The sequence below is a fragment of the Pseudomonas helvetica genome, from assembly GCF_039908645.1.
In the GTDB taxonomy this organism is placed as follows: domain Bacteria; phylum Pseudomonadota; class Gammaproteobacteria; order Pseudomonadales; family Pseudomonadaceae; genus Aquipseudomonas; species Aquipseudomonas helvetica.
Window position 1 is genome coordinate 3,956,108 of record NZ_CP150917.1, and the last position, 22,561, is coordinate 3,978,668.

Below are 22,561 nucleotides of genomic sequence, written 5' to 3' on the forward strand. Positions count from 1 at the left end.
TTTCCGGTAAGTCCGTTAAAACCCGACTCATTGAGCGGGTGTCCATCGATGAGGTAGCAGCTCCGCAATTTCACTCGCCCTCTGAGTCGGCAGACGAGTTAGGACGTCCTTAAGCCGTGCAACGTCAGAGATAGAGACACCTCGACAGCCTCCCTATACTTAATTTAACTATTTGAGCGAAGCATCTGCCACAACCTTTTGAGGTGCGTAGCCAGCAGCCTTCACGAAATCTGAAAAGGGGACGGATTTATTTTTCATCACTGTCCTCGATCGCAATAAAAAATAAATCCGAGAATCATCTGGCCGGCCTGGTTGACGGCGGCGCCTATCCGTCGCCGGTGCCGTTCGCCCACGTCATCATTACCGGGTTTTCAGTGCATTGGCCAGGCGCAGCATGGCCGCTTCGATTTCATAAGCGGTCAACGACGAATAACCCAATAGCCAGCCTTGTTTCTTCTCCTCGCTGGCGTACAACCGGCTCAGGCCGGAAAGCTGTACGCCCGCGCTGGCCGCTTGGCGGATGGTTTTTTCCTCAGACCAGCCATCGTGCAGCAGGCAGGGAATTTGTAGTCCGCCGGGAGGGCACAAGGCGGTAACGATACCGTCCAAATGCTTGCCGATTGCGTCAAGCATGACGCAACGACGCCCGGCATACAGCTTGCGCATGGCCCGGACATGGGCGTTGTAATAAATGAAAAGGGGACAGACTTATTTATCTGCCATGTCCCGTCCTGAATAAGGTTTACACCTTCTGATCTATTTTCAGGAGGGAGTAATGGAATCAGCAAAAAGGCGTAGTCAGCGAGACTACACGCTGACTTTTAAATTGTCGGTCGTCGACCAGGTCGAAAAAGGCGAGCTGAGTTATAAAGAGGCTCAGGAGCGCTACGGGATTCAAGGCAAAACGACCGTTCTGACGTGGTTACGCAAGCACGGTCGGCAAGATTGGAGCCCAGGCACATACATTGGCTCGCCGAGGATGGGGTCTATGCCCGACAAAAACCGACCATTAACGCCAGAGCAACGCATCAAAGAGCTTGAAGAGCAGCTAGCTCTGTCCAATCAGAAAGCGCAGTTTTTCGAAGCTGTCGTGGATGTCTTGAAGAATGACTACGGCCTTTCTGTCATAAAAAAGCGTCCCGGCAAGTCCTCGCGCAAAAGCGAGTCCAAAACCTGAGTATCAGCAGGGCTTGCCAGTTCATGGGGATAAGCCGACAGGCTTACTACAAACGCAATCGCGCCGATGCTGCTCGTCTCGTTCTGGACCAGAAAGTTGCCGACTTCGTTCAGCAAAAGCGTCAGCGACAGCCGCGCTTGGGCACCCGAAAGCTGCATTACTTGCTGCATTGCCAGCCTCAACTTGAGCTGCAAGTGGGTCGAGATCGGCTGTTTTCGATTCTGCGCGAAAGGCGTTTATTGGTGGCCCGCAAGCGGGCTTACCACAAGACGACCGACAGCCATCATCGCTTTCGACGCCATCCGAACCTGCTCAAGCCCGGTCCTGATCAGGTTGTTGCAAGCGGCCCGGAACAAGTCTGGGTGGCGGACATCACCTATTTGCCAACCCAGGAAGGTGTGGCCTATCTGAGCCTTGTGACGGATGCTTTTTCGCGAAAGATCGTGGGCTATCACGTCCATGAAAGCCTGCACGCCGAGTCGGTAGCGCATGCGTTGCGCCGGGCGGTGAAATACCGCCGAACGGAGCAGTCGCTGGTGCATCACTCGGACAGAGGCAGCCAGTATTGCTCGGGAATGTACCAGGAACTGCACGCGAGACACGGCATCAGGTGCTCAATGACGGATGGCTATGACTGCTACCAGAATGCCCTGGCAGAGCGGGTCAACGGGATATTAAAGACAGAGCTTATGCTCCAGCGACCGCAGGATTTGACGCAGGCGAAGAAGATGGTGAGTGAGTCGGTATCGATCTATAACGGCGAGCGACCGCACCTGTCTTTGAAATACAAAACGCCCGATGCGGTGCATCGGGCGTTGAAGTGAAACAGGTGTAAACCTATTTCAGGACTAGACACCATGTCAGCCTCGACGCAATGAAAAATAAATCTGCCCCCATTTTCATGTCTTGGCTTTGCAGAGCGGGAAAGATGATTTCGCCGAACGGATACTTAAGCCTTGCACCTTGCACGGTCGGCCTGAGTTCTTCCGTCATAGCCCCAATCGGTTGCCGGGTTCTCCTTCACAACGATATAAGTCACCGGGTCGAGATTCGGCAATGTTCGACGAAGCAGCGACATGGCGCTTGCCATGAAAGCCCCTTTCTCTTCTTCAGAGTTCGTCCCAGCAGTCACGCAGACTTCAAGATGTGCCGCTGTCCGCTGACCACTACCGCCAATAGTCCAGTGATAGCCCCCCGGCACATCTATCAGCACTGACGTGAGTTCCTGGCGCTTTCCAAGCTCGTCGGCGATCAGGTCAGTCAATTCATTGCATAGGCGACGGCCCTCGTCGGGGGAAAGATCGAGTGACAGCGTAAGTCTGGCAAAAGGCATTTTCGTTCTCCTAGCACTGTTGAAGACCGAAGTTTATTTGAGAAAAACAAAAGTATACTTGGGACATTCTAGGTATCAGGTTTGAGTTTTTCTCATGATTGCGGATATCCCTTCTCCTCTGCTTCGCACGTTCGTTGCGGTGGTCGATTGTGGCTCGCTGGCAGCGGCGGCTAGGCGCATCGCGCGCAGCGAGTCGGCGCTAAGCCTTCAAATCGCCCGTCTTGAAAACATCGTTCGCCAGCCGCTCTTCGACAGGGATGGCCGGGCACTGCGGCTTAACCATACTGGGGGGCTTTTGCTGGCGCATGCGCGCTCGATTCTGGGCCGAATAGACGCCGCGCGAGCAGAGCTCGCGCCGGACACGGTAGTGCCGGTTCGAATCGGTGTCGTTCAGGATTTCGTGGCAGGGGTATTGCGCCCGACTCTCACCGACGTCCTCGCCGCCGCTCCTGGAACTGCTTTTTCAATTGTCATTGCGAGCACGGCAGAACTGTTGCAGGCGATAGGCGAGGACCGGATCGACGCCGCACTGTGCGCTGGCGAGCCGTTCGGCGCAAACATCGTTACGCGCCTCCCCATGAAGTGGTTCGGCTACCCGGATCTACTACTCGGTGACGTGGTTCCGCTGGTTGGGATCACTTTGCCCTGCCCGTTTCTTTTGGCCGCGCAGCGAGTGCTGGACGCCGCCGGACGCCCATGGCGCATGGCGCTCACCACCCCGAGCCTTGATGGTCTACGCGCTGCGGTCGAGGCAGGATTGGGCATTACCTGCCGCACTGAATCAGGATTTGGCTTACCGGCGATATCAAGTATATCGCTGCCGCAACTGCCGGAAATCGCCTACTCCATCGTTGAGCGGCGCCAAGGGAATGCGGGCACCAGTCTGGCCGTGAGCCGAATGACTGCCCACCTTGAATCAGTAGCGGCATTGCAACAGTGAATACGATAAACGTAAAAGATAGCTTGTGCTTAGAGGCAGGTGTCTAGTCCTGAAATAGGTTTACACCTGTTTCACTTCAACGCCCGATGCACCGCATCGGGCGTTTTGTATTTCAAAGACAGGTGCGGTCGCTCGCCGTTATAGATCGATACCGACTCACTCACCATCTTCTTCGCCTGCGTCAAATCCTGCGGTCGCTGGAGCATAAGCTCTGTCTTTAATATCCCGTTGACCCGCTCTGCCAGGGCATTCTGGTAGCAGTCATAGCCATCCGTCATTGAGCACCTGATGCCGTGTCTCGCGTGCAGTTCCTGGTACATTCCCGAGCAATACTGGCTGCCTCTGTCCGAGTGATGCACCAGCGACTGCTCCGTTCGGCGGTATTTCACCGCCCGGCGCAACGCATGCGCTACCGACTCGGCGTGCAGGCTTTCATGGACGTGATAGCCCACGATCTTTCGCGAAAAAGCATCCGTCACAAGGCTCAGATAGGCCACACCTTCCTGGGTTGGCAAATAGGTGATGTCCGCCACCCAGACTTGTTCCGGGCCGCTTGCAACAACCTGATCAGGACCGGGCTTGAGCAGGTTCGGATGGCGTCGAAAGCGATGATGGCTGTCGGTCGTCTTGTGGTAAGCCCGCTTGCGGGCCACCAATAAACGCCTTTCGCGCAGAATCGAAAACAGCCGATCTCGACCCACTTGCAGCTCAAGTTGAGGCTGGCAATGCAGCAAGTAATGCAGCTTTCGGGTGCCCAAGCGCGGCTGTCGCTGACGCTTTTGCTGAACGAAGTCGGCAACTTTCTGGTCCAGAACGAGACGAGCAGCATCGGCGCGATTGCGTTTGTAGTAAGCCTGTCGGCTTATCCCCATGAACTGGCAAGCCCTGCTGATACTCAGGTTTTGGACTCGCTTTTGCGCGAGGACTTGCCGGGACGCTTTTTTATGACAGAAAGGCCGTAGTCATTCTTCAAGACATCCACGACAGCTTCGAAAAACTGCGCTTTCTGATTGGACAGAGCTAGCTGCTCTTCAAGCTCTTTGATGCGTTGCTCTGGCGTTAATGGTCGGTTTTTGTCGGGCATAGACCCCATCCTCGGCGAGCCAATGTATGTGCCTGGGCTCCAATCTTGCCGACCGTGCTTGCGTAACCACGTCAGAACGGTCGTTTTGCCTTGAATCCCGTAGCGCTCCTGAGCCTCTTTATAACTCAGCTCGCCTTTTTCGACCTGGTCGACGACCGACAATTTAAAAGTCAGCGTGTAGTCTCGCTGACTACGCCTTTTTGCTGATTCCATTACTCCCTCCTGAAAATAGATCAGAAGGTGTAAACCTTATTCAGGACGGGACAAGGAGAATAAAAAGGGGACAGACTTGTTTATCTGCCATCAGCCTCGACGCAATGAAAAATAATTTTGTTTCCTTTTCCCACGGCAAAAACGCGACACAGCATTTCACTAATTAGGTACAGGCACCATGCATCACGTAATCGGCTTATATACCTCAAGAAAAACAGAGCGATTGTGGCTGCTAGACCCACACGACCGAATTATTTTCAGATCTGATTGCTTTCATTCGTCTGGATATTTCTCCCTTATAGCTCCTGCTTTTGAGAAATATGCTCAAAGAGATGCACAGATAAGCATTACATCAATAAATGTAATGAGCTGCCTAAGAAGTGACGATCTAAATGACGCATTGGCAATTTTGAATAATCTCGAAATTGAGCTAAATCAGCAACCAACAAGCTGGCGGGAATACCTCGGTGAAATTCAGTACCCAAGGCAAGCAAGGCGGCCCATTCAACCGCTGTTATTCAGGTGTCGGGCAATTCGGCTTGTCCACATGCTGCGAGAGTTAGTGCTTAAAGCTCAAGCCCAAGATAAATGCTTGGTATATGGAAATGGTGTTTGCTACCGCTCTCTGTGCGGCATAAAAATGCCGCCCGGCGTCGTGTACTCCTAGCAATGAAAAGTGGACAGATCTATTTTTCATTGTGCCGAGGCTGATGACAGACAAATAAGTCTTTCCCTATTTATTCTTTTGTGATTGCAGTTGCCTCGGACAGCTAATATCGGCTACAACGCTTTGCTAGCGTGTTATCGCCTCATTTTTGGTTCCTGTTTTTCACTAGGCTTCCCTATGTCATTAGCGACCGTAGTGCTACTCAACTCTTGGCCACAGCCAAGTACATCGCCCGAACCCATCGTGTTCGCCACAGAAACACAGTTGTTTTTGCGGTACTGCACGGCTGGCGAGGAAATTACTGTAATCCATTTTCCGCTAGTCAAAAAATTTCAATTTGGCTCACCAAACGATGAGGCTCTGGGAGGCCATCCGCTAATCGGGCTCGGCCTCAAGCATTACCAAGTTCATCGTATAGATAATTCGCCCTGGGTTGCGGAGCTTGAGCAAAGAAACGCCATTCATCCAAGACATGATAAAGAACGATTCCTGAAGGATGCCGTCCACTATGCCTTTACATTCCAAGACTCTACGCTGGAATGCATCGTTAATGAGGGGCAATTTTGGAGTCCGAAAATACAAGTATTTACGTCGAATGAGGAGGCGAAGATCGTCTGGCACGAACTGATCAATGATGCAGCCCCTTGATGTTGTCTAGTCCTGAAATAGGTGTAAACCTTATTCAGGACGGGACAGATCTTATAAAAAGGGGATAGATTTATTTCTCTGTCACCTGTCTCGATCGCAATAAAAAATAAATCCGAGAATCATCTGGCCGGCCTGGTTGCCGGTGGCGCCTATCCGTCGCCGGTGCCGTTCGCCCACGTCATCACTACCGGGTTTTCAGTGCATTGGCCAGGCGCAGCATGGCCGCTTCGATTTCATAAGCGGTCAACGACGAATAACCCAATAGCCAGCCTTGTTTCTTCTCCTCGCCGGCGTACAACCGGCTCAGGCCGGAAAGCTGTACGCCCGCGCTGGCCGCTTGGCGGATGGTTTTTTCCTCAGACCAGCCATCGTGCAGCAGGCAGGGAATTTGTAGTCCGCCGGGAGGGCGCAAGGCGGTAACGATACCGTCCAAATGCTTGCCGATTGCGTCAAGCATGACGCAACGACGCCCGGCATACAGCTTGCGCATGGCCCGGACATGGGCGTTGTAATGGCCGTCCTCCATGAAGCGCGCCAGGGTCAGTTGCAGGATTTGTGGCGTGTGGCCGTCCATCATGCTGCGCGCGTAGGTGAAGGCTTTGATCAACTCGTGGGGCAGTACCATATAGCCCATTCGCAACCCAGGGTAGAGGGTCTTGCTGAAGGTGCCGATGTAGAGCGTACGCTGGTACTTGTCCAGGCCCTGTACACAGGCAGTCGGCTGCCCGTCGTAGTGAAACTCGCTGTCGTAGTCATCTTCGATGACCCACTTGCCCTTCTGCGCTGCCCAGTTGATCAACTCAAGACGACGCTCCAGCGGCAAGGTCGCGCCGGTGGGGTATTGATGAGACGGCGTGACATAGACGCAATTGGCGCCGCTGCGGTCGGCGTACAGCAGGTCGGTGCGTATGCCCAGTTCATCGACATCAATGGGCAGAACCTTGGTCTCGGCGGTTTCAAAGGCCTTCTTGGCGCCATAGTAACCCGGGTTTTCCAGCAGGATCGGTTTGCCGACATCCACTAACAACTGCGCACACAGAAAAAGGGCCTGGCGAGTGCTGCTCAACACCATGATCTGGTCAGGGGAGCATTTGGCCCCGCGCTCGAGGTTCAAGTAGGTGGCAATCGCTTTGCGCAGCGGCTCAGCTCCTTGCGGGTCGCCATGCAACAGCACATTAGCGCGATAGTCCTTCATGACCTGGCGTTGCAGGCGCTCCCAGACATCGGTGGGGAAAGTGCGGGTTTCCGGCAGGCCGGTCGCAAATGCCTTGATCACCTGCTGATCGTTTACACCACCACTGTCGAAGATCATCCGCCCGCGCTGGCTCAAGCCCGCCCCTGGTACCGCCTGGCTGCTTTTGACCTCTTGCGCCTTGATGCGGCGGCGTGCCGCGCCTCGCAATTCGGTGCCCACCGTTTCGCAGACATAACTGCCGGCCCCCCCGCGCCGCACGATAAAACCGTCCCGGTGCAGTTGCACATAGGCGTTCTCCACGGTGTCACGGGCAATCCCGAGTGACTTGGCCAACACCCGAGTCGCAGGCAGCTTCAAACCGGGGTCAAGAGCGCCATTGAGGATCAGCTCACGCAGTGCGCGCTGAATCCGTTGGTGCAGATCCAGCAATTGAAACTCAGCATCGTTGAGGCGCATTTTCAGCGTTTCCAGCTCGAACGCTTTCGCCATGTGGTCTGCCTTACTTGAATAAATTGGCCTGCAAAGGCAGGCCAGTCTATCCGTAGAATTCACTCCTCACCACTGCCTTTGTGCGTGGTGAGCACGCGTGTTTCGAGCGATTTTGCACAGGGATTACTCAGCTATGGCCAGGTCACACAACTTCAGCGCAGGCCCGACGGCGTTGCCGATGGAAGTACTTACCCAGGCGCACGAGGAGTTTTTTGACTTCGCAGGCACGGGCATGTCAGTGATGGAGATCAGCCATCGCTGCGAAGTATTCATGGAGGTTGCCTACCAGACCGAACGCGACCTGCGGGACATCCTGCAGGTACCCAGCGAGTACAAGGTGCTCTTCCTGCAAGGAGGCGCCTCGCTGCAGTTTGCCCAGGTGCCGATGAACCTGTTGGGCAATAAACGCACGGCCGATTATCTGCATACCGGCCTCTGGTCAGGCAAAGCCATTGAAGCCGCCCGGCGCTACTGCGACGTTCGCATCGTCGCCAGCGGCAAAGAGTCTGGCTTTGATCGTATCCCCGACGTCTCGGACTGGAAGCTCAACCCGAACGCCGCCTACCTGCACTACACCGAGAACGAAACCGTACACGGCGTGCAATTCGTCGACGCGCCTGATGGCTTGGCGCCTTTGGTGTGCGATGCCTGTTCAAGTCTGCTTTCCAAGCCGATTGACGTGGCCAAACATGGCCTTGTGTATGCCGCAGCGCAAAAGAACATGGGAGTGGCCGGGCTGACAGTGGTCATCATTGACCCGGCGTTGCTGGATGCCGCGCAGGCGTTCACCCCCGACATCCTCAATTACGCGCGCATCACCGACGCTCAGTCGATGCTCAACACCCCGGCGACCTTTCCTTGGTACCTCACCGGCCTGACGCTCAAATGGATTAAGCGCCGCGGCGGCCTCGAAGCCCTTCACCGGCTTAACCAGACCAAGGCCGAGTTGCTGTATCGCACCATCGACGACAGTGATGGGTTTTACCGCAACAGCGTGCGAGCGCCGTTTCGTTCGATCAATAACGTGCCGTTCGTGCTCGCCAATGCGGCGCTGGAAAAGACTTTTGTGCAACTGGCCGAACAGGCCGGGCTCAACGGGCTAAAGGGCCACGCCTCGGTCGGCGGGATACGAGCCAGCCTCTACAACGCGGTCACGCTAGAGGCAGTCGAGGCATTGACCGACTTCATGAAGGGTTTTGTCCGCGTGCACGGCTGAGGCAGGGATCGCTTCAGTCACAGCAGGCGGCCCGGTAAGTGGTCTGGTCCTCCACGAAAAAGTGCAGGGGCAAAACATGCCATTTCAGCGTTATAAATCCCCCCCTCACCCGAGGCCAAACACCTCGTTTTGCAAGGAGCAAAGCAATCATGTCTTCTTCAGCATCCCCGACGGCCCTGCGTCTAGGCGACCTTATACATCCGATTGTCGCCGGGCTGATTTCAGTCATCGTCAACTATGGCGGCACGTTCATCCTGGTCTTTCAGGCCGCCAAAGTCGCCGGGCTCAGCCCCGAGCTGACGGCATCGTGGGTATGGTCGGTGTCGATTGGCGTGGGTATTACCGGGCTGTTTCTCAGCTGGGTGAGCCGTGAGCCGATCATTACCGCCTGGTCGACACCCGCCGCAGCCTTTCTGGTCGTCGCGCTGTCCACCACGCCCTATGTCGAGGCAGTGGGTGCGTACATCATTTCGGCCGCCGCCTTCGTGCTGCTGGGTTTGTCCGGCTGCTTCGAAAAAGTCATCCGCCTGATTCCGCCGGGCGTGGCTGCGGGCCTGCTGGCCGGTATCCTGCTGCAGTTCGGTATCGGCGCGTTTGGTGGCATGAGTATTGATCCAGTGTTGGTCGGGTTGCTGACTGCCGCTTACGTTGTGTTCAAGCGCTTTACCGCACGCTACGCGGTGGTGGGCATTCTGGTGCTGGGGCTGGCGTTTCTTCTAACGCAGGGCCGTGTGGATCTTTCCGGGCTGGCGCTGCAATTCGCGGCACCGGTATTCACCCGGCCCGAATTCTCGATCAATGCGTTGCTCAGCGTGGCGCTGCCGCTGTTTCTGATCACACTCACCGGCCAGTACATGCCGGGCATGCTGGTGCTGCGCAACGATGGCTTCAGGACCAGCGCCAACCCTATCCTGACTGTCACAGGGCTGGGCTCCTTGCTGATGGCACCTTTCGGTTCTCACGCCTTCAATGTCGCCGCCATCACGGCGGCCATCTGCACCGGCAAGGAAGCCTCGGAGGATCCGTCCAAGCGCTGGATCGCCGGGGTTGCCGCGGGCGTGTTCTACATCCTCGTCGGGATTTTCGGGGTGACCCTCGCCGCAGTGTTCATGGCCCTCCCGGCCACCTTCATTACGACGCTGGCCGGGCTGGCCCTGCTCGGCACTATCGGCGCCAGCCTGGCCAGCGCCATGGCTGACGTCACATCCCGCGAAGCCTCGCTGATCACCTTTCTGGCGTCCGCCGCGAACATCACCTTGCTGGGAATCGGTGGGGCGTTCTGGGGGTTGCTGATCGGTCTGGCGGCCTACGCCTTACTCAATGGCCGCTTGCCGCGTCGCGAGGCGGTGGTCATTCCGGCGGCCGACGATGTTGTGACGACCAAAGGAGCCACCCACTGATGTTCGATCAACTGGAAGAAACCGCCACCCTGCACGAGCGCCATGGCCGTTACCCACAGGCCACCAGCGTCGAGGACTTTCGTCGCAACCTGGCAGCCGTGCAGCAGCGTATCGCCAATGCCTGTCAGCGGGTCGGACGTGATCCGGCGAGTGTGCGCCTGCTGCCGGTCAGCAAAACCTTTGACGAAGCTCATCTGCGTCTGGCCTACGCCGCCGGCTGCCGGCTGCTGGGAGAGAACAAGGTGCAGGAAGCGCAGCGCAAATGGCAGACCATGACCGATCTGGCCGACCTGCAATGGTCGGTCATCGGCCACCTGCAAACCAACAAGGCCAAGCAGGTGGCGCGTTTTGCCAGTGAATTTCAGGCGTTGGACAGCCTGCGAGTGGCCGAGGCTCTGGATCGTCGCCTGCAAATCGAGGGGCGCCAACTGGATGTGTTCGTCCAGGTCAATACCTCCGGCGAAGTCAGCAAATACGGCCTGGCGCCCGAAGCCGTCGCGGACTTCTTGTACGCCCTGCCGGCGTTCTCGGCGTTACGGGTGCGCGGGCTGATGACGCTGGCGCTGTTTTCGGCCGACGTTGCCCGTGTCCGCCCTTGCTTTGTACGGTTGCGCGAACTGCGCGAGCGCCTGCGCCAGCACGCCCCGGCGGGCGTCGGGCTAGAGGAACTGTCCATGGGCATGTCCGGCGATTTCGAAGTCGCCATTGAAGAGGGGGCGACCGTGGTGCGTGTCGGTCAGGCCATCTTCGGCGCACGAGCCATGCCTGACGCCTACTACTGGCCGACCGCGGATGTCCGTCCGGGAAGTGATGATTAGTCGCCGCTGACAACACCTAACATCTTGATTCACCCTTTACAGGAAGCCCTTCGATGTCCTCTGCCCCCTCGTACCTCATGCACAACTATGCCCGCCAGCCGGTCTCCTTCAGTCGAGGCCAAGGGGCATCTCTGTGGGACAAGCACGGGGTCGAATACCTGGATGCAATCGCCGGTGTGGCGGTGACCAGCCTTGGGCATGCCAACCCCGAGATTGCCGCCGCCATTGCCGAGCAAGCGGGCCAGTTACTGCACACCTCCAACATGTTTCACATCGAATGGCAGGAGCAATTGAGTGAGCGCTTGTGCGCCTTATCGGGCATGCAGCGCGCCTTTTTTTGCAACTCGGGGGCTGAAGCCAACGAAGCGGCGCTCAAGTTGGCCCGACTGCACGCCAACGCCAGGCACGTGGCACAGCCACAAGTGCTGGTGATGGAAAACAGCTTTCACGGCCGCACCCTGGCCACTCTCGCGGCTACTGGCAACCCGGCCGTACAGCGCGGATTTGAGCCCTTGATGCCAGGCTTTCTACGGGTGCCTTACGACAACATCGAGGAGATCCGCAAGGTGGCGGCGCAATCACCCGACATCGTCGCGGTATTGGTCGAGCCCGTGCAGGGTGAAGGCGGTGTGCATGCGGCGTCCGCCGGTTATCTACAGGCCCTGCGGCAACTGTGCGACGAACACGATTGGCTGATGATGGTCGATGAAGTGCAAACCGGGATGGGCCGCACCGGCACCTGGTTTGGCTACCAACACGCGGGGATAGTGCCGGATGTCATCACGCTGGCCAAGGCACTGGGCAATGGTTTTCCCGTTGGCGCATGCCTGGCACGAGGCAAGGCCGCCGAACTGTTTTCCCCGGGCCATCATGCCTCCACTTTCGGCGGCAACCCCCTCGCCTGCCGCGTGGGATGCACCGTACTCGACATCATGGAGCGCGATCACCTCCCGCAGCGCGCAGCCACATCTGGCCGTCGGCTGCTGGCCGCGCTGCAGGAGGCGCTGGGCAATCACAGCGAGGTCGTTTCCATTCGCGGCCTGGGCCTGATGGTCGGCATCGAACTGAACCGTCAGTGTGCCGAACTGGTCGGCCGGGCGCTGGACGAACAACGCCTGCTGATAACGGTGACTCGCGGCACCACCCTCCGACTGCTGCCGCCGTTGATCTGTGAGGACTCGCAGATCGACGACATCGCAGCGCGTGTCTCTCGGCTCTTGTCATAAACCGGTTTACTTTCTCAACCAAGGACCCCTCCATCTATGTACGACTCAACGCTGACCCTTAAAGCATTCGACGCCGAGTTGTGTGAGGCGATTCATAACGAAGAACATCGTCAGGAAGACCACGTCGAACTGATCGCTTCCGAAAACTACGCCAGCCCTCTGGTCATGAAAATCCAGAGCACCGTGCTCACCAACAAATACGCCGAAGGCTACCCAGGCAAGCGCTACTACAGCGGCTGCGAGTATGTCGATGTGGCCGAGCGCCTGGCCGTCGAGCGGGTAAAGACCCTGTTCAACTGCGACTACGCCAACGTGCAGCCGCATGCGGGTGCCCAGGCGAACGCCGCGGTATTCCTGGCATTGATCAATCCTGGTGACACAGTGATGGGCATGAACCTGGCCCAAGGTGGCCACCTGACCCACGGCAACCCTTCAAACTTCTCGGGCCGTCATTACAAGATCGTTCCTTATGGCCTTGACCCAAAGACGGGCTTTCTCGACTACGACGAGATGGAACGCATCGCCCTGGAAACTCGACCGAAGATGCTGATCGGTGGTTTTTCTGCCTACTCCCGGTACAAAGACTGGGCGCGCATGCGGGCCATTGCCGACAAGGTCGGGGCTATTTTCTGGGTCGACATGGCCCACGTCGCAGGTCTGGTCGCTGCCGGCGAATACCCGGACCCATTGCCGCACGCCCATGTGGTTACAAGCACCACTCACAAGACCCTGCGGGGCCCACGGGGTGGCTTGATTTTGTCCAAGGGGCAAGACGAAGCGTTCTACAAAAAGCTCGACTCTGCGGTATTCCCGGGTGTCCAGGGCGGGCCACTGATGCACCAGATCGCCGCCAAGGCCGTCGCCTTCAAGGAAGCACTGGCACCCGAGTTCAAAACCTATCAGACGCAAGTGGTGATCAACGCCCGGGCCATGGCGGCCGTGCTGCAACGGCGGGGTTACAAGATCGTCTCCGGTGGCACCGATAACCACATGATGCTAATCGACCTGTCCGACAGGCCTTACACCGGCAAGGAAGCTGATGCGGCCCTGAGCAACGCCTACATCACCGCCAACAAAAACTCTGTGCCCAACGACCCGCGCTCACCGTTCGTGACCTCTGGGTTGCGCATCGGTACCCCAGCCATCACCACCCGAGGTTTCGGCGTGTTCGAATGCGAACAACTGGCGGGCTGGTTGTGCGACGTACTGGACGCCCTGGAAAACGGCCACAGCGAGACGGTCGGGCACCACGTGCGCGAACAGGTGGTGGAGCTCTGCCGCCGTCATCCTGTCTATCGTTGATTCTTTTACCCCGAGCTATCGCCGCCAGGCTGATGTCATCGTTGGGTGAAAAACCGGGCGCGCGGCAAGGCGCCCGGACGACCGGGCGCACCCGCTACCAATCTGTTGAGTTACTAGCGGGATGCTGATGGCCGACATTGCAGTGCTTCGGCTACGTGACTGCGACCGAAAGCGTCTACGTGTTCCCGCCAACTCCTGATTCACCGACTGTCGATTACTCCAACAAATATATAAGGACTTCACAACCACCATGAACTATCCAGACTTCCTGCCGTTTACCAAACCCGCTATCGACGAAGCCACGATCGCAGCCGTCGGCGACGTCTTGCGCTCCGGCTGGATTACCAGTGGGCCCAAGGTCCAGTTATTCGAAGCGCAGCTCTCGGACTATTTCGGCGGACGCCCGGTACGGACGTTCAATTCCGGAACCTGCACCATGGAGATCGCCTTGCGCATCGCGGGAATCGGTGCTGGTGACGAAGTCATCACCACTCCGATCTCGTGGGTTGCAACGGCCAATGTGATCATTGAAGTGGGTGCGACCCCTGTGTTTGTCGACGTTGATCCAGTCACTCGCAATATCGATCTGGCTCAAGTCGAAGCGGCAATCACACCACGGACCAAGGCGATCATTCCGGTCTATCTGTCGGGTCTTCCGCTGGATATGGATCGTTTGTATGCGCTGGCGAAAAAACACAACCTGCGGGTGGTGGAGGATGCTGCCCAAGCGCTGGGCTCGTCCTGGAAAGGCGAGCGCATCGGGGCTTTTGGTGATTTTGTGTCCTTCAGCTTCCAAGCCAACAAGAACATCACCTCATCCGAAGGCGGTTGCTTGGTGCTGAATAATCTCGAAGAGGCACGTCTTGCCGAGAAACACCGGTTGCAGGGTGTCACTCGCAGCGGCTTCGATGGTCTGGATGTGGATGTCCTGGGCGGCAAATACAATATGACCGACATTGCCGCGACCATCGGCCTGGGCCAGTTCGCACATATCGAGGCGATCACTGCCCATCGTCGAGAGTTGGCTAAATACTACTTCGAGTGCCTTGGCAGTGATTTCGAAGCGAAATACGGTGCTCAACTACCGGTCGCCGATTTCGATAACAGCAACTGGCACATGTTTCAGCTAGTGCTGCCAGAGCGTCAGGACGGTAAGCCGGCCCGGGCCACGTTTATGGAGCAGATGCAAGAGCACGGGGTCGGCATCGGCTGTCACTACCCCTCGATCCACTTATTGAGCTTGTACCGCGCGCGCGGCTTCAAGGAAGGCATGTTCCCGATTGCAGAACGGGTTGGCCGTCTGATCGTTTCGCTGCCGATGTTCAATGCCATGACAACAAGGGACGTCGAACGCTCGGTGGAAGCAGTGAAAGCAGTACTGCAACCTTGCTGTTAGGGCTCTGCTGGCCGCAGATAGGGCTCGATAAAGCCGCAGCCAAGGATCTCGTTCAGGCGTTGCGCATCGTTCATTCGGCGAAACAGTCCAATAGTCTTCCACGGCGCGTGACCATCGACATTGGGCGCTCCCAATCCCGCCAACAGGTCGGCGATCAGTATTGATCGGGTCTCGAAAGAGATGCGTGTCAGCCCGGTGCTATTGCCAACGCCGGCATGGGCATGAGCCCCGGAAAAGGCGATCAGGCTCCCCGGAGCGATATCGACGGCAATCCCCTCCTGCGGGTCGATCGCTTCCAGCAGATGCGGAATGGCTTCGTCGGCATCCACGGCATTGCGGCCGTCTCGATGGGATCGCTGCAAAATGGCGCGCATATCGAAATCTGTACTCGAATTACCCAGCGGTCGCTGCCAGAGGCCTGGATACAAGGCGACGGTACGCCCTGCCGCGATGGGATAGATGGGCGCCCACCAATTGGTTTGTGCATAGATATTCGACCCCCAGGTATCGCGGTGAAACGCGATGGTGGCCGTCGTGCGGGCACGCGGCGTCGACTGTTCTGGCTCGCAATGCGGCTGAAAACGCAAATGCAGGCGATCGCACGCCAGGGTATCGGGGGCGATGCCAAGGCTTTGCACGACGTCCTGCCAGCGCTGCTGGACCTCAGCCGAGCCTGCGAAGTCGTTCTGAATTTTCGCAAAACGCTCAATCTGCTCAGGGTGGCTCAAATGGCGATGGATCAGTTGCGGCGACCAGGGATGCAGCGCGTCTTCGAGGAGCGCACGCGTATATTCCACCAGCGCCGTCATGGGCTGCAGGTCAGTGAAGCGAATGATCTCGCCAGCATAGATCCGGTCATGCAATTGGCGAGCGGTGCTCGGTATGGCAAGCGAGCTGTACATGACTGGAAGTCCCCTGAAGGTGCGCCCCTGACTTTAGATCCACGCCGATTGTGGCGAAAGTGGCAGGTGAGGCGAAAAAGCGCGGATCAGGTCCTGGGGACGTGAGCAACAGGCGACCTTCAAGCCATGAATGGGGCGCTTATGGCAGTTCTCAGCGGGCAGTTAACGGCCAGGAACCAACGCACGACTCCAACAATAAATTCCCCCCGTTGCTCGTGAAACTTGTGTTGAGGCCCACAGTCTTAGCCCAGCCTTGGAATCCATCTGCAAGCCAATACAGCAAAACGCTCTGCGGTCATTCCTCTGCCCACTATCGCCATTACCGTCGTCATCCCATCAGAGCTGCCCGCCTCATGCGCCAGACCGTTCGCTCCTCCTGCATTTTCTCGCTCTGCCTTATTCCTTTGCTCCCCCTGTTCGCCAGTCCCGCCCATGCCGGCGGGGAAAGGCAACTGGTGGAGGACATCAACGACTACCGCGCCCAACCGCAGCGCTGCGCGGGGCGCACGGTCCGAGCCTTGACGCCGCTGGCGCTGAAGTCGAACCTGGCCTTGCCGATCGGCGATGGCGGCGTTACGCGGGAGACGTTGAAGGATTCCGGCTATCAGGCGGTGTCTGTGCGGACTATCCGTCTGGTCGACGCAGAAGATGCCGAGGAGGCCTTTGACATGCTCGAGAGCCGCTACTGTGGGGCCCTGCTCGATACCCAGTTCACCGATATTGGCGTGTATCGCGACGAGAGCGAATGGCAGGTGGTGCTGGCGCGGCCCTTGCTCGATAGGCATCTGGACGACCCGCGAGCGGCGGGCAAGACGTTGCTGGCAGAAGTCAACGCGGCACGGGCGAAACCGCGCCTGTGTGGTCGTCAGCGCTTCGCCGCTGCACCGCCGCTGACCTGGAATGCCGCCCTGGGGACAGCGGCGCAGGGGCACAGCCGGGCGATGGCCAACGACAATTACTTCGCGCACCAGGACCCCAACGGTGATATGCCGTGGGACCGAGCGAAGGCCGCCGGCTACGGTGGCCGGCAGATCGGAGAGAACATCGCCGCCGGGCAGCGTTCACCGGACAAGGCTATGGAAGGCTGGCTGGCCAGCCCCGGGCATTGCGCCATCCTGATGAACCCGATGTTTACCCAGGTTGGCGCGGCCTATTCCGCGAATTCGCGTAGCGACAACGGCATCTATTGGACGATGCTGTTCGGCGCGAAATAAGCAAATCAATGAAAAGGGGACAGATTGCGTCGAGGCTGATGGCAGATAAACAAGTCTGCCCCCTTTTCATTTTTTAGATCCGCCACCGCTCAAGCAAGCGCCATCAGCCTGTTTACCCGCCTCACCAACCGCCAGTGGACGATCCACAGCGGCAACGCCAAAGCTCCTCCCAGCGAACCAAGTTCGTTGGGCAGCAACGAAACAATCCCAAGGTCAGCGAACGCTGAAGGTCGCGGCAATAAAAGAATACGGCGTTCAGGAACACCAGCGTCAATATCGACGCCCCGATGCTGCCCAATGCCTCCAGTTCGCTGAAGATTCCCCCGGCCACCAAAGGATTTACCCAGGGCCACGCCAACGCGCAGGCCACGGGAATGGTCAGCAGAATCTTGAAGACGACGAGCAACATCGGCGAACCCTGCAATAAATGACAGTCGCCATTATGCCGCAGCGGATTTTGCCTTGAATGCGGTCACGGGTCGCAGGCGAGCCCCCTACAACGCCCTCCCCTATCAGCCAACGCTTTGCACCTGCTGAGGGAAGATAGTTGCCAAGCTAATCCCCAAGCTGAAATTGCTGAAAATCCACACGCCTGACATAAATCCAGAAGTCATGCCTTGGCTCATACTGCTCCATGCAAACGCTATGGTCCTGGCACAGTTCATCTTCGTCGATCAGGGTGCGATCCCAATCGAAGTCAGGGTTCTTGGAAATGGCGTAGCTAGGATAAGGTTGGTCGAGATCGAAGTGGATCGAGTACACGAACAACGGGGACTCCCACGGCATGTGGGTTTCGCATAGCCGCATCAGTTCGGGCATCTGTGCTTTACAGTGCTGTTCGGCAAACTTCAGTGCCTGGGGCAAGTCATCCCACGCTGCCTTGACCACGCGTTGCACGGCGGCAAGCCTGGCGCGAGGTGGCTCGTCATCGTAGTGTTCGACGTAAATCAAACGGCTGCCGAACTGGAACTCGCATTGCCAGAAACCCGAGGGAGTACGCCAGTGGCCAAGCATGGATTCGGTTAGTAGATTGATGTCCATATCGGTACTACACAGATGTGAAGGTGCTCAGGCTACCCTTACAAGCACCATCCTGGAAATGCCGTAGGCGCTTGGGCTATTTGTCCAACATCCACGGGATCTGACAGGCAGCATTGGGTCGTTTTCTGCCTCTCGCGACGGGCAGAAAACGGCCAAAAGTGGACGGTAGACACGGTGATGGCAAATGAGTAGTGTCACGGATGCTGTTTTCGAATCTAGAGGGCAGCAGGGCTTGCCCTCATCCATGTCACCTAATAGTAGTTATACGCTTGCAAGGAATCGCAATGATCACCGTCTATGGAATTGACTACAATTTAAATGCCAAAAAAGCACAGATGTCCGATGTGCTACATAATTGCATGACTACTGTTCTTGGGTTACCCGAAGACAAGCGTGCTCACCGTTTCGTCCCGCTAGATAAAACTAATTTTTATTACCCCGGCGGTAGATCTGAAAAATACACAGTAATCGAAATAAGCATGATTTCTGGGCGAACGGAAGAAACTAAAAAGAAGCTCATAAAGCAAATATTTACAGCCTTTGAGCGAGACTTGGCTATAAATCCGGTTGACGTTGAAATCACAATATTTGAGCAGCCAAGTCATTGCTGGGGATTCCGAGGGATCACAGGCGATGAGGCAACCTTGAGTTACAGGGTTAACGTATAACAAAAGGTTCAAGCCGTTCGCTTCGCTCTCTGGGACCGCGTACCGCGGCTCCTTAACCTAAACGTTAGGCAGTCATGAATATTGTAAGCGTCCAGCAACACGCCTTCTTGAGGCCATCGCTTAATGATCAATTGCACTGACTTGACCACCCGTTCGCATTTAACTAACTCAGCGTTTGCATCGGACTTAAACGCTCAGTAAACAGCACCGGCAGAGGACGACCCTTTGCCGTCGGTCATGCTTCCCGGAAGCTGTCGTTCAACGCCGAGCTAACAGGCCGCAACCTATGCCACGCAGCGGCAGTCTTCGGTTGCGGTCCGGGTTGAGGGAAGGGTTAGACCTCAGTTGGCCGCGCATGATGATTTGGACTTTGGCTTACGCCTCCGTCGCCGACGGCCAGCCGATCCGTGCCGCACTACGAAGATTGGACTGAACGACTAAGCGATGAAACGGGGCAATGAGAAAAATATAGAGACGACCTAAGCGATTGTGGCAATGAACAACGGTCGACAGAGTCAAGTGACGTTTAGCTCCCGGCGACGACTGACCGGAACATAGAACAGAGAGCCTGAAGTCCAGGTGCTTGTCGTCTTCTCCAAGAACGACTTCAGTTGGACTTGTGCTGTAGACCTTAAAGATGCCGAGTCGGCCCGCTCCGCTCTCCGCATCCAGTGATGCGAGATGCTTAGCTGTCTTGAGGCCGAAGCCGGCTACGAGCGCGTCTCGAACCGTCAAGAGGCTGCTGACCCAAGGCGCTTGGTGAGCGAAGATGAACCTCGCCAACAATTCGGGATTGGTTGACGCTCCGGTGGGAAGCTCGATCGAGTAAGCGTCGGCGAGATTCATCGATGCGTAGGCTTTAGCAATCGCCGACTCCGGAGGAAGCGACACAGATGTTGCGTGATGGTGTTCGGTTGACATGTATGCGGCCTATGGTTCGTTTCTGAGGTCTAAAATTTCAACCACATGATCTGGCATCTCCTGCGGGAGCATTTGCCTAGCACTGTCATTGGCATTTTCTTGGCTATCCGCCCGTATCGGCCTTGTGTCTTCGGACCAGGACTCGCTATCGAGCGACGACTTGAGGCGATATCTGTACTTCACGAAAAAGAACCTCAGTGCTGTCATTTTTTGGCCCTGGATGAGGTTCGAGTACGAATCACAGGAAGCGTAGCATTGAATAGCCCCTGGCTTAGTAGACGCAACCGAACGCCCCACTGATCTCCGACGCTTGTTGGTACTCGCCGGCTGCTTCAGGCCGTTTACGGTACTTCGCGGCAGGCAGAAATCGGCCAGAAGCAGACGCTCATGGACGACCGCTTTCGACTGAAGCGGACACTCCACTGATGCCAGGCAGATAGTTCAAGATGTGCGGCGCCGAGCCGATAAGCGAATGTTTTCGGCCAGAAGCGCGGTTAGGCCTCTGCTTTAATCAGCACGCCACTCTTAACCCGAGCATCCAGTATCGCGGAAAACTCCTCAAAATCGTGCGCGGATTCCGGGGCAACGTACATCAAGTTGCCAAAGTGGTCGGCGTAGTCTTGAAGGTAAAGGCCATGGCTCCCGTAATACTGCTGCGCGATCTCATTCCCAGCGTCGTTCAAGTCCTCCTCCGTAAATTTGCCATCGCAATACCTGAAGAGAAACTCGGTGGCGGAGAGTTCGCCGCTGATCACGTGGGCGACGGCTTCAGGCTCTTCCTCGGCGTGAAAGTCGCCAGCCCAGCCTTTAACAAAACACCATCTCAAGAACAGCGCTATGTGTGTGCCGCCGTGCTCCTGTGGTTGGCCTGCTGGAAAGTCTCCACCATGGTGCCAGCTTGCATCATCGTATTTCATGGGCGTCCTTGAGATGTTTTGCGTTGAAATGGGGGCTTGATTTATCACGTTCTCGCAGGGATAACCAAGCGTATGTTTGGCTTTCTGTTGCTGCTGCCAATGGCCAGTCAAAAGCCGCAGATTATCGAAGTCATGTAGCTAAAAAACTATCCAAATCCCAACTGGCGGCAGCGCAAAAAATAGCGGGGCAGTATTGTGAGAAATACCAATCACGTCGCTGATTTCTAGCGTGCATATTCTTTTTATATGAGGGTTATGCTGCCGGTTGTTCAGTTCCACCACTGACCGCTTCTGGCAATGGATTCAACCGGTGGTGGCAGGCAGAAATCGGCCAGAAGCAGTCACTGGAAACCCATCAGCGAATTCGTAATGAGCTTCCCATTGCCCGCTCTACCTTGTTAGAGCAGGCGGGTACGGGATGAGTGATTGCAAAACTCTACTCTGCCAGCCGTAACTGCAATCGGCTTCGATGGGATAAGCCTGCTTGCAAGGCAAATGCAACTATCACGGTAGATGGCGCGGAAAAGCTGCTCAGTCCGCCGCCGGAAAACATCAACGCAAGACCTAACGCGGTGGCGCCAAACCAGGCCGTCAAGCCCACAGGGTTAAACGCGACTACCCGTTCGAGCGCTGCGACGTCACTACGTCCGTAGACAATCTGCGCCAACGCCACACCCACCCAGGCCACCACGAAAATTCCCTGATAGGCCAACGCCTTGAGGATGTAGGCAAACACGTCCGCGAGCATCAAGCCGTAGACGATCACCCCCACCGCCACTGCCCACATCAGGTACGAACCGCGAAGGCCAAATCGACCAAAGAACGCCTGCATGTTCAGGGTCGCCAAGTAATAGTTGGCGGTGTTGATCCGGGTTTGCGTGGCCCAGACAAACAGCAATCCCCACAGGCCCATCAACTGCAAAATCGCCATCACCACCGAGACTTCGTTCAGCGCGCCTTCGTGGGGAATGCTGCTGACCAGGTAAATACCCGCCGCGCCGTTGAGCAGAAACGTCACCGCGTAGAACGGCATGCCGAAGTTCCAGCGACCGTGGTACTCGGCGTCTTCAGGCTTGCCGAAACGCGCATAGTCGAAGGTGAACAGCATCAACACCCAGACCCCCATGTAGGCGACAAAACAATCCCACCAGCCGAATGCACTAGGCGTTGCCGGGCCGAAATCCAGCCATTGCGGCTGGTAGCCATAACGGCTGATCGATAGCCCCACCGCCACCAGCAAACCACCGAGGTACACCGGCAGCAACACGCCGTTGAGCTTGTCCAGCCAGTGCTGCACGCTGCCCAGGATCATCGGCACGCTGTAGAGCACCACCGCCAATGCCGCCAGCGGATAGACCAGTTCCGGGTACAGGTGATTGAGCGCGACGGCGATCACCGAACCTTCGAACACCGCGTAATAGATCGCGGTCGAGAAGAAAATCAACGTCGCCAGGCACGCCCCGGTGCTGCCGAACAACAGCCGTGAAAACAACGCCACCGACAAACCGCTGCGAATCGCAAAGCGGCTGAGCACGCTGTTGACCAGTCCATAGCTGATCACCGACAGGACCATGCCGATCAGCGCATTGCGCGCACCGAACGACAACGCCAATGAAGCACCCACCACGATGTAAAACATCGCACTGCACACGGCCCACCAGGCCATGGTCAGGGACAGTCGACCCATGCGCGCTTCGGTGGGAACAGGATGATGCGCCGGGTCTTGCCCGGTTTGACTCGATTGCGATAAAGCAGCCATATGCGTGAACTCCAAAACCAGTCAAAGGTTGAAGC

The 22,561-nt window shown here is 56.9% G+C and carries 18 protein-coding genes and 3 pseudogenes; 11 read left to right on the forward strand and 10 right to left on the reverse strand.

Going from position 1 to position 22,561, the window contains the following annotated elements:
• Nucleotides 1–360: 360 nt before the first annotated feature.
• Nucleotides 361–690: pseudogene (locus AABM55_RS18350) on the reverse strand (PLP-dependent aminotransferase family protein); the annotation flags it as partial.
• Nucleotides 691–775: 85 nt separating this feature from the next.
• On the opposite strand from AABM55_RS18350, the pseudogene AABM55_RS18355 reads away from it, so the two are divergent.
• A pseudogene (locus tag AABM55_RS18355) lies at nucleotides 776–2,029 on the forward strand (IS3 family transposase).
• Nucleotides 2,030–2,126: 97 nt separating this feature from the next.
• On the opposite strand, the gene AABM55_RS18360 reads toward AABM55_RS18355, so the two are convergent.
• Nucleotides 2,127–2,510, reverse strand: coding sequence for a hypothetical protein (locus AABM55_RS18360; protein WP_103315973.1), 384 nt, complete (start codon nucleotides 2,508–2,510; stop codon nucleotides 2,127–2,129).
• Between the two features lie 94 nt (nucleotides 2,511–2,604).
• Between AABM55_RS18360 and AABM55_RS18365 the strand changes: the two genes are divergently transcribed.
• Complete coding sequence (locus AABM55_RS18365; RefSeq protein WP_103315974.1) at nucleotides 2,605–3,450, forward strand: LysR family transcriptional regulator; 846 nt, start codon at nucleotides 2,605–2,607, stop codon at nucleotides 3,448–3,450.
• Nucleotides 3,451–3,493: 43 nt separating this feature from the next.
• Here AABM55_RS18365 and AABM55_RS18370 read toward each other — a convergent pair.
• Nucleotides 3,494–4,747: pseudogene (locus AABM55_RS18370) on the reverse strand (IS3 family transposase).
• 910 nt (nucleotides 4,748–5,657) lie between these two features.
• On the opposite strand from AABM55_RS18370, the gene AABM55_RS18375 reads away from it, so the two are divergent.
• Nucleotides 5,658–6,062, forward strand: coding sequence for a hypothetical protein (locus tag AABM55_RS18375; RefSeq protein WP_256585162.1), 405 nt, complete (start codon nucleotides 5,658–5,660; stop codon nucleotides 6,060–6,062).
• A gap of 184 nt (nucleotides 6,063–6,246) precedes the next feature.
• Here the strand turns inward: AABM55_RS18375 and AABM55_RS18380 are convergent, their stop codons facing one another.
• Nucleotides 6,247–7,746 (reverse strand): PLP-dependent aminotransferase family protein, encoded by a 1,500-nt coding sequence (locus AABM55_RS18380; protein WP_103315977.1) that lies wholly within the window; start codon nucleotides 7,744–7,746, stop codon nucleotides 6,247–6,249.
• 133 nt (nucleotides 7,747–7,879) lie between these two features.
• On the opposite strand from AABM55_RS18380, the gene serC reads away from it, so the two are divergent.
• The 6 genes from serC (at nucleotide 7,880) to AABM55_RS18410 (ending at nucleotide 15,104) form a co-directional block, all read left to right on the forward strand.
• Entirely contained in the window at nucleotides 7,880–8,962 is a 1,083-nt protein-coding gene (gene serC / locus AABM55_RS18385; RefSeq protein ID WP_347927232.1) for a 3-phosphoserine/phosphohydroxythreonine transaminase, read from the forward strand.
• Nucleotides 8,963–9,111: 149 nt separating this feature from the next.
• The gene (locus AABM55_RS18390; RefSeq protein WP_347927233.1) at nucleotides 9,112–10,362 is read left to right on the forward strand and encodes a benzoate/H(+) symporter BenE family transporter; all 1,251 of its coding nucleotides are present in this window, start codon (nucleotides 9,112–9,114) and stop codon (nucleotides 10,360–10,362) included.
• A complete protein-coding gene (locus AABM55_RS18395; protein WP_347927234.1) occupies nucleotides 10,362–11,180 on the forward strand; it encodes a YggS family pyridoxal phosphate-dependent enzyme in 819 nt (272 codons plus the stop codon). The genes AABM55_RS18390 and AABM55_RS18395 overlap by 1 nt, the downstream gene beginning before the upstream one ends.
• Before the next feature lie 53 nt (nucleotides 11,181–11,233).
• On the forward strand, nucleotides 11,234–12,406 hold the full coding sequence (locus AABM55_RS18400; RefSeq protein WP_347927235.1) for an aspartate aminotransferase family protein: 1,173 nt from the start codon (nucleotides 11,234–11,236) through the stop codon (nucleotides 12,404–12,406).
• A gap of 36 nt (nucleotides 12,407–12,442) precedes the next feature.
• Nucleotides 12,443–13,708 carry a serine hydroxymethyltransferase gene (gene glyA, locus AABM55_RS18405; RefSeq protein ID WP_347927236.1) on the forward strand — a complete coding sequence of 422 codons (1,266 nt, stop codon included), beginning with the start codon at nucleotides 12,443–12,445 and terminating at the stop codon, nucleotides 13,706–13,708.
• A 250-nt stretch (nucleotides 13,709–13,958) separates the two neighbouring features.
• A complete protein-coding gene (locus AABM55_RS18410; protein WP_347927237.1) occupies nucleotides 13,959–15,104 on the forward strand; it encodes a DegT/DnrJ/EryC1/StrS aminotransferase family protein in 1,146 nt (381 codons plus the stop codon).
• Here AABM55_RS18410 and AABM55_RS18415 read toward each other — a convergent pair.
• A complete protein-coding gene (locus AABM55_RS18415) occupies nucleotides 15,101–16,006 on the reverse strand; it encodes a hypothetical protein (RefSeq protein ID WP_347927238.1) in 906 nt (301 codons plus the stop codon). The two genes, AABM55_RS18410 and AABM55_RS18415, sit on opposite strands and share 4 nt — an antisense overlap.
• Nucleotides 16,007–16,359: 353 nt before the next feature.
• Between AABM55_RS18415 and AABM55_RS18420 the strand changes: the two genes are divergently transcribed.
• On the forward strand, nucleotides 16,360–17,220 hold the full coding sequence (locus AABM55_RS18420) for a CAP domain-containing protein (protein ID WP_347927239.1): 861 nt from the start codon (nucleotides 16,360–16,362) through the stop codon (nucleotides 17,218–17,220).
• A gap of 121 nt (nucleotides 17,221–17,341) precedes the next feature.
• On the opposite strand, the gene AABM55_RS18425 is transcribed toward AABM55_RS18420, so the two are convergent.
• Together AABM55_RS18425 and AABM55_RS18430 are read right to left on the reverse strand one after the other, a co-directional pair.
• Nucleotides 17,342–17,629, reverse strand: a complete 288-nt coding sequence (locus AABM55_RS18425) for a hypothetical protein (RefSeq protein WP_347927240.1) — start codon at nucleotides 17,627–17,629, stop codon at nucleotides 17,342–17,344.
• Nucleotides 17,630–17,775: 146 nt separating this feature from the next.
• Nucleotides 17,776–18,261 carry a hypothetical protein gene (locus AABM55_RS18430; protein WP_347927241.1) on the reverse strand — a complete coding sequence of 162 codons (486 nt, stop codon included), beginning with the start codon at nucleotides 18,259–18,261 and terminating at the stop codon, nucleotides 17,776–17,778.
• 284 nt (nucleotides 18,262–18,545) lie between these two features.
• Between AABM55_RS18430 and AABM55_RS18435 the strand changes: the two genes are divergently transcribed.
• Entirely contained in the window at nucleotides 18,546–18,929 is a 384-nt protein-coding gene (locus AABM55_RS18435) for a tautomerase family protein (protein WP_054598035.1), read from the forward strand.
• Between the two features lie 375 nt (nucleotides 18,930–19,304).
• Here AABM55_RS18435 and AABM55_RS18440 read toward each other — a convergent pair whose 3' ends face one another.
• From AABM55_RS18440 to AABM55_RS18450, 3 genes are all read right to left on the reverse strand, one after another.
• Nucleotides 19,305–19,850, reverse strand: a complete 546-nt coding sequence (locus tag AABM55_RS18440; RefSeq protein ID WP_347927242.1) for a DUF2867 domain-containing protein — start codon at nucleotides 19,848–19,850, stop codon at nucleotides 19,305–19,307.
• Between the two features lie 494 nt (nucleotides 19,851–20,344).
• The gene (locus AABM55_RS18445; RefSeq protein WP_216741478.1) at nucleotides 20,345–20,767 is read right to left on the reverse strand and encodes a hypothetical protein; all 423 of its coding nucleotides are present in this window, start codon (nucleotides 20,765–20,767) and stop codon (nucleotides 20,345–20,347) included.
• A 436-nt stretch (nucleotides 20,768–21,203) separates the two neighbouring features.
• On the reverse strand, nucleotides 21,204–22,526 hold the full coding sequence (locus AABM55_RS18450) for an allantoin permease (RefSeq protein WP_347927243.1): 1,323 nt from the start codon (nucleotides 22,524–22,526) through the stop codon (nucleotides 21,204–21,206).
• Nucleotides 22,527–22,561 lie beyond the last annotated feature (35 nt).

Excerpts from the sequence above, each read along its gene's own strand:
- AABM55_RS18420 (WP_347927239.1), top strand. The coding sequence starts at position 16,360 with ATGCGCCAGACCGTTCGCTCCTCCTGCATTTTCTCGCTCTGCCTTATT.
- serC (WP_347927232.1), top strand. The coding sequence starts at position 7,880 with ATGGCCAGGTCACACAACTTCAGCGCAGGCCCGACGGCGTTGCCGATG.
- AABM55_RS18410 (WP_347927237.1), top strand. The coding sequence starts at position 13,959 with ATGAACTATCCAGACTTCCTGCCGTTTACCAAACCCGCTATCGACGAA.
- AABM55_RS18440 (WP_347927242.1), bottom strand. The coding sequence starts at position 19,850 with ATGTCAACCGAACACCATCACGCAACATCTGTGTCGCTTCCTCCGGAG.
- AABM55_RS18430 (WP_347927241.1), bottom strand. The coding sequence starts at position 18,261 with ATGGACATCAATCTACTAACCGAATCCATGCTTGGCCACTGGCGTACT.
- AABM55_RS18415 (WP_347927238.1), bottom strand. The coding sequence starts at position 16,006 with ATGTACAGCTCGCTTGCCATACCGAGCACCGCTCGCCAATTGCATGAC.
- AABM55_RS18380 (WP_103315977.1), bottom strand. The coding sequence starts at position 7,746 with ATGGCGAAAGCGTTCGAGCTGGAAACGCTGAAAATGCGCCTCAACGAT.
- AABM55_RS18390 (WP_347927233.1), top strand. The coding sequence starts at position 9,112 with ATGTCTTCTTCAGCATCCCCGACGGCCCTGCGTCTAGGCGACCTTATA.
- glyA (WP_347927236.1), top strand. The coding sequence starts at position 12,443 with ATGTACGACTCAACGCTGACCCTTAAAGCATTCGACGCCGAGTTGTGT.
- AABM55_RS18400 (WP_347927235.1), top strand. The coding sequence starts at position 11,234 with ATGTCCTCTGCCCCCTCGTACCTCATGCACAACTATGCCCGCCAGCCG.
- AABM55_RS18450 (WP_347927243.1), bottom strand. The coding sequence starts at position 22,526 with ATGGCTGCTTTATCGCAATCGAGTCAAACCGGGCAAGACCCGGCGCAT.
- AABM55_RS18365 (WP_103315974.1), top strand. The coding sequence starts at position 2,605 with ATGATTGCGGATATCCCTTCTCCTCTGCTTCGCACGTTCGTTGCGGTG.
- AABM55_RS18360 (WP_103315973.1), bottom strand. The coding sequence starts at position 2,510 with ATGCCTTTTGCCAGACTTACGCTGTCACTCGATCTTTCCCCCGACGAG.
- AABM55_RS18425 (WP_347927240.1), bottom strand. The coding sequence starts at position 17,629 with ATGTTGCTCGTCGTCTTCAAGATTCTGCTGACCATTCCCGTGGCCTGC.
- AABM55_RS18435 (WP_054598035.1), top strand. The coding sequence starts at position 18,546 with ATGATCACCGTCTATGGAATTGACTACAATTTAAATGCCAAAAAAGCA.
- AABM55_RS18395 (WP_347927234.1), top strand. The coding sequence starts at position 10,362 with ATGTTCGATCAACTGGAAGAAACCGCCACCCTGCACGAGCGCCATGGC.
- AABM55_RS18445 (WP_216741478.1), bottom strand. The coding sequence starts at position 20,767 with ATGAAATACGATGATGCAAGCTGGCACCATGGTGGAGACTTTCCAGCA.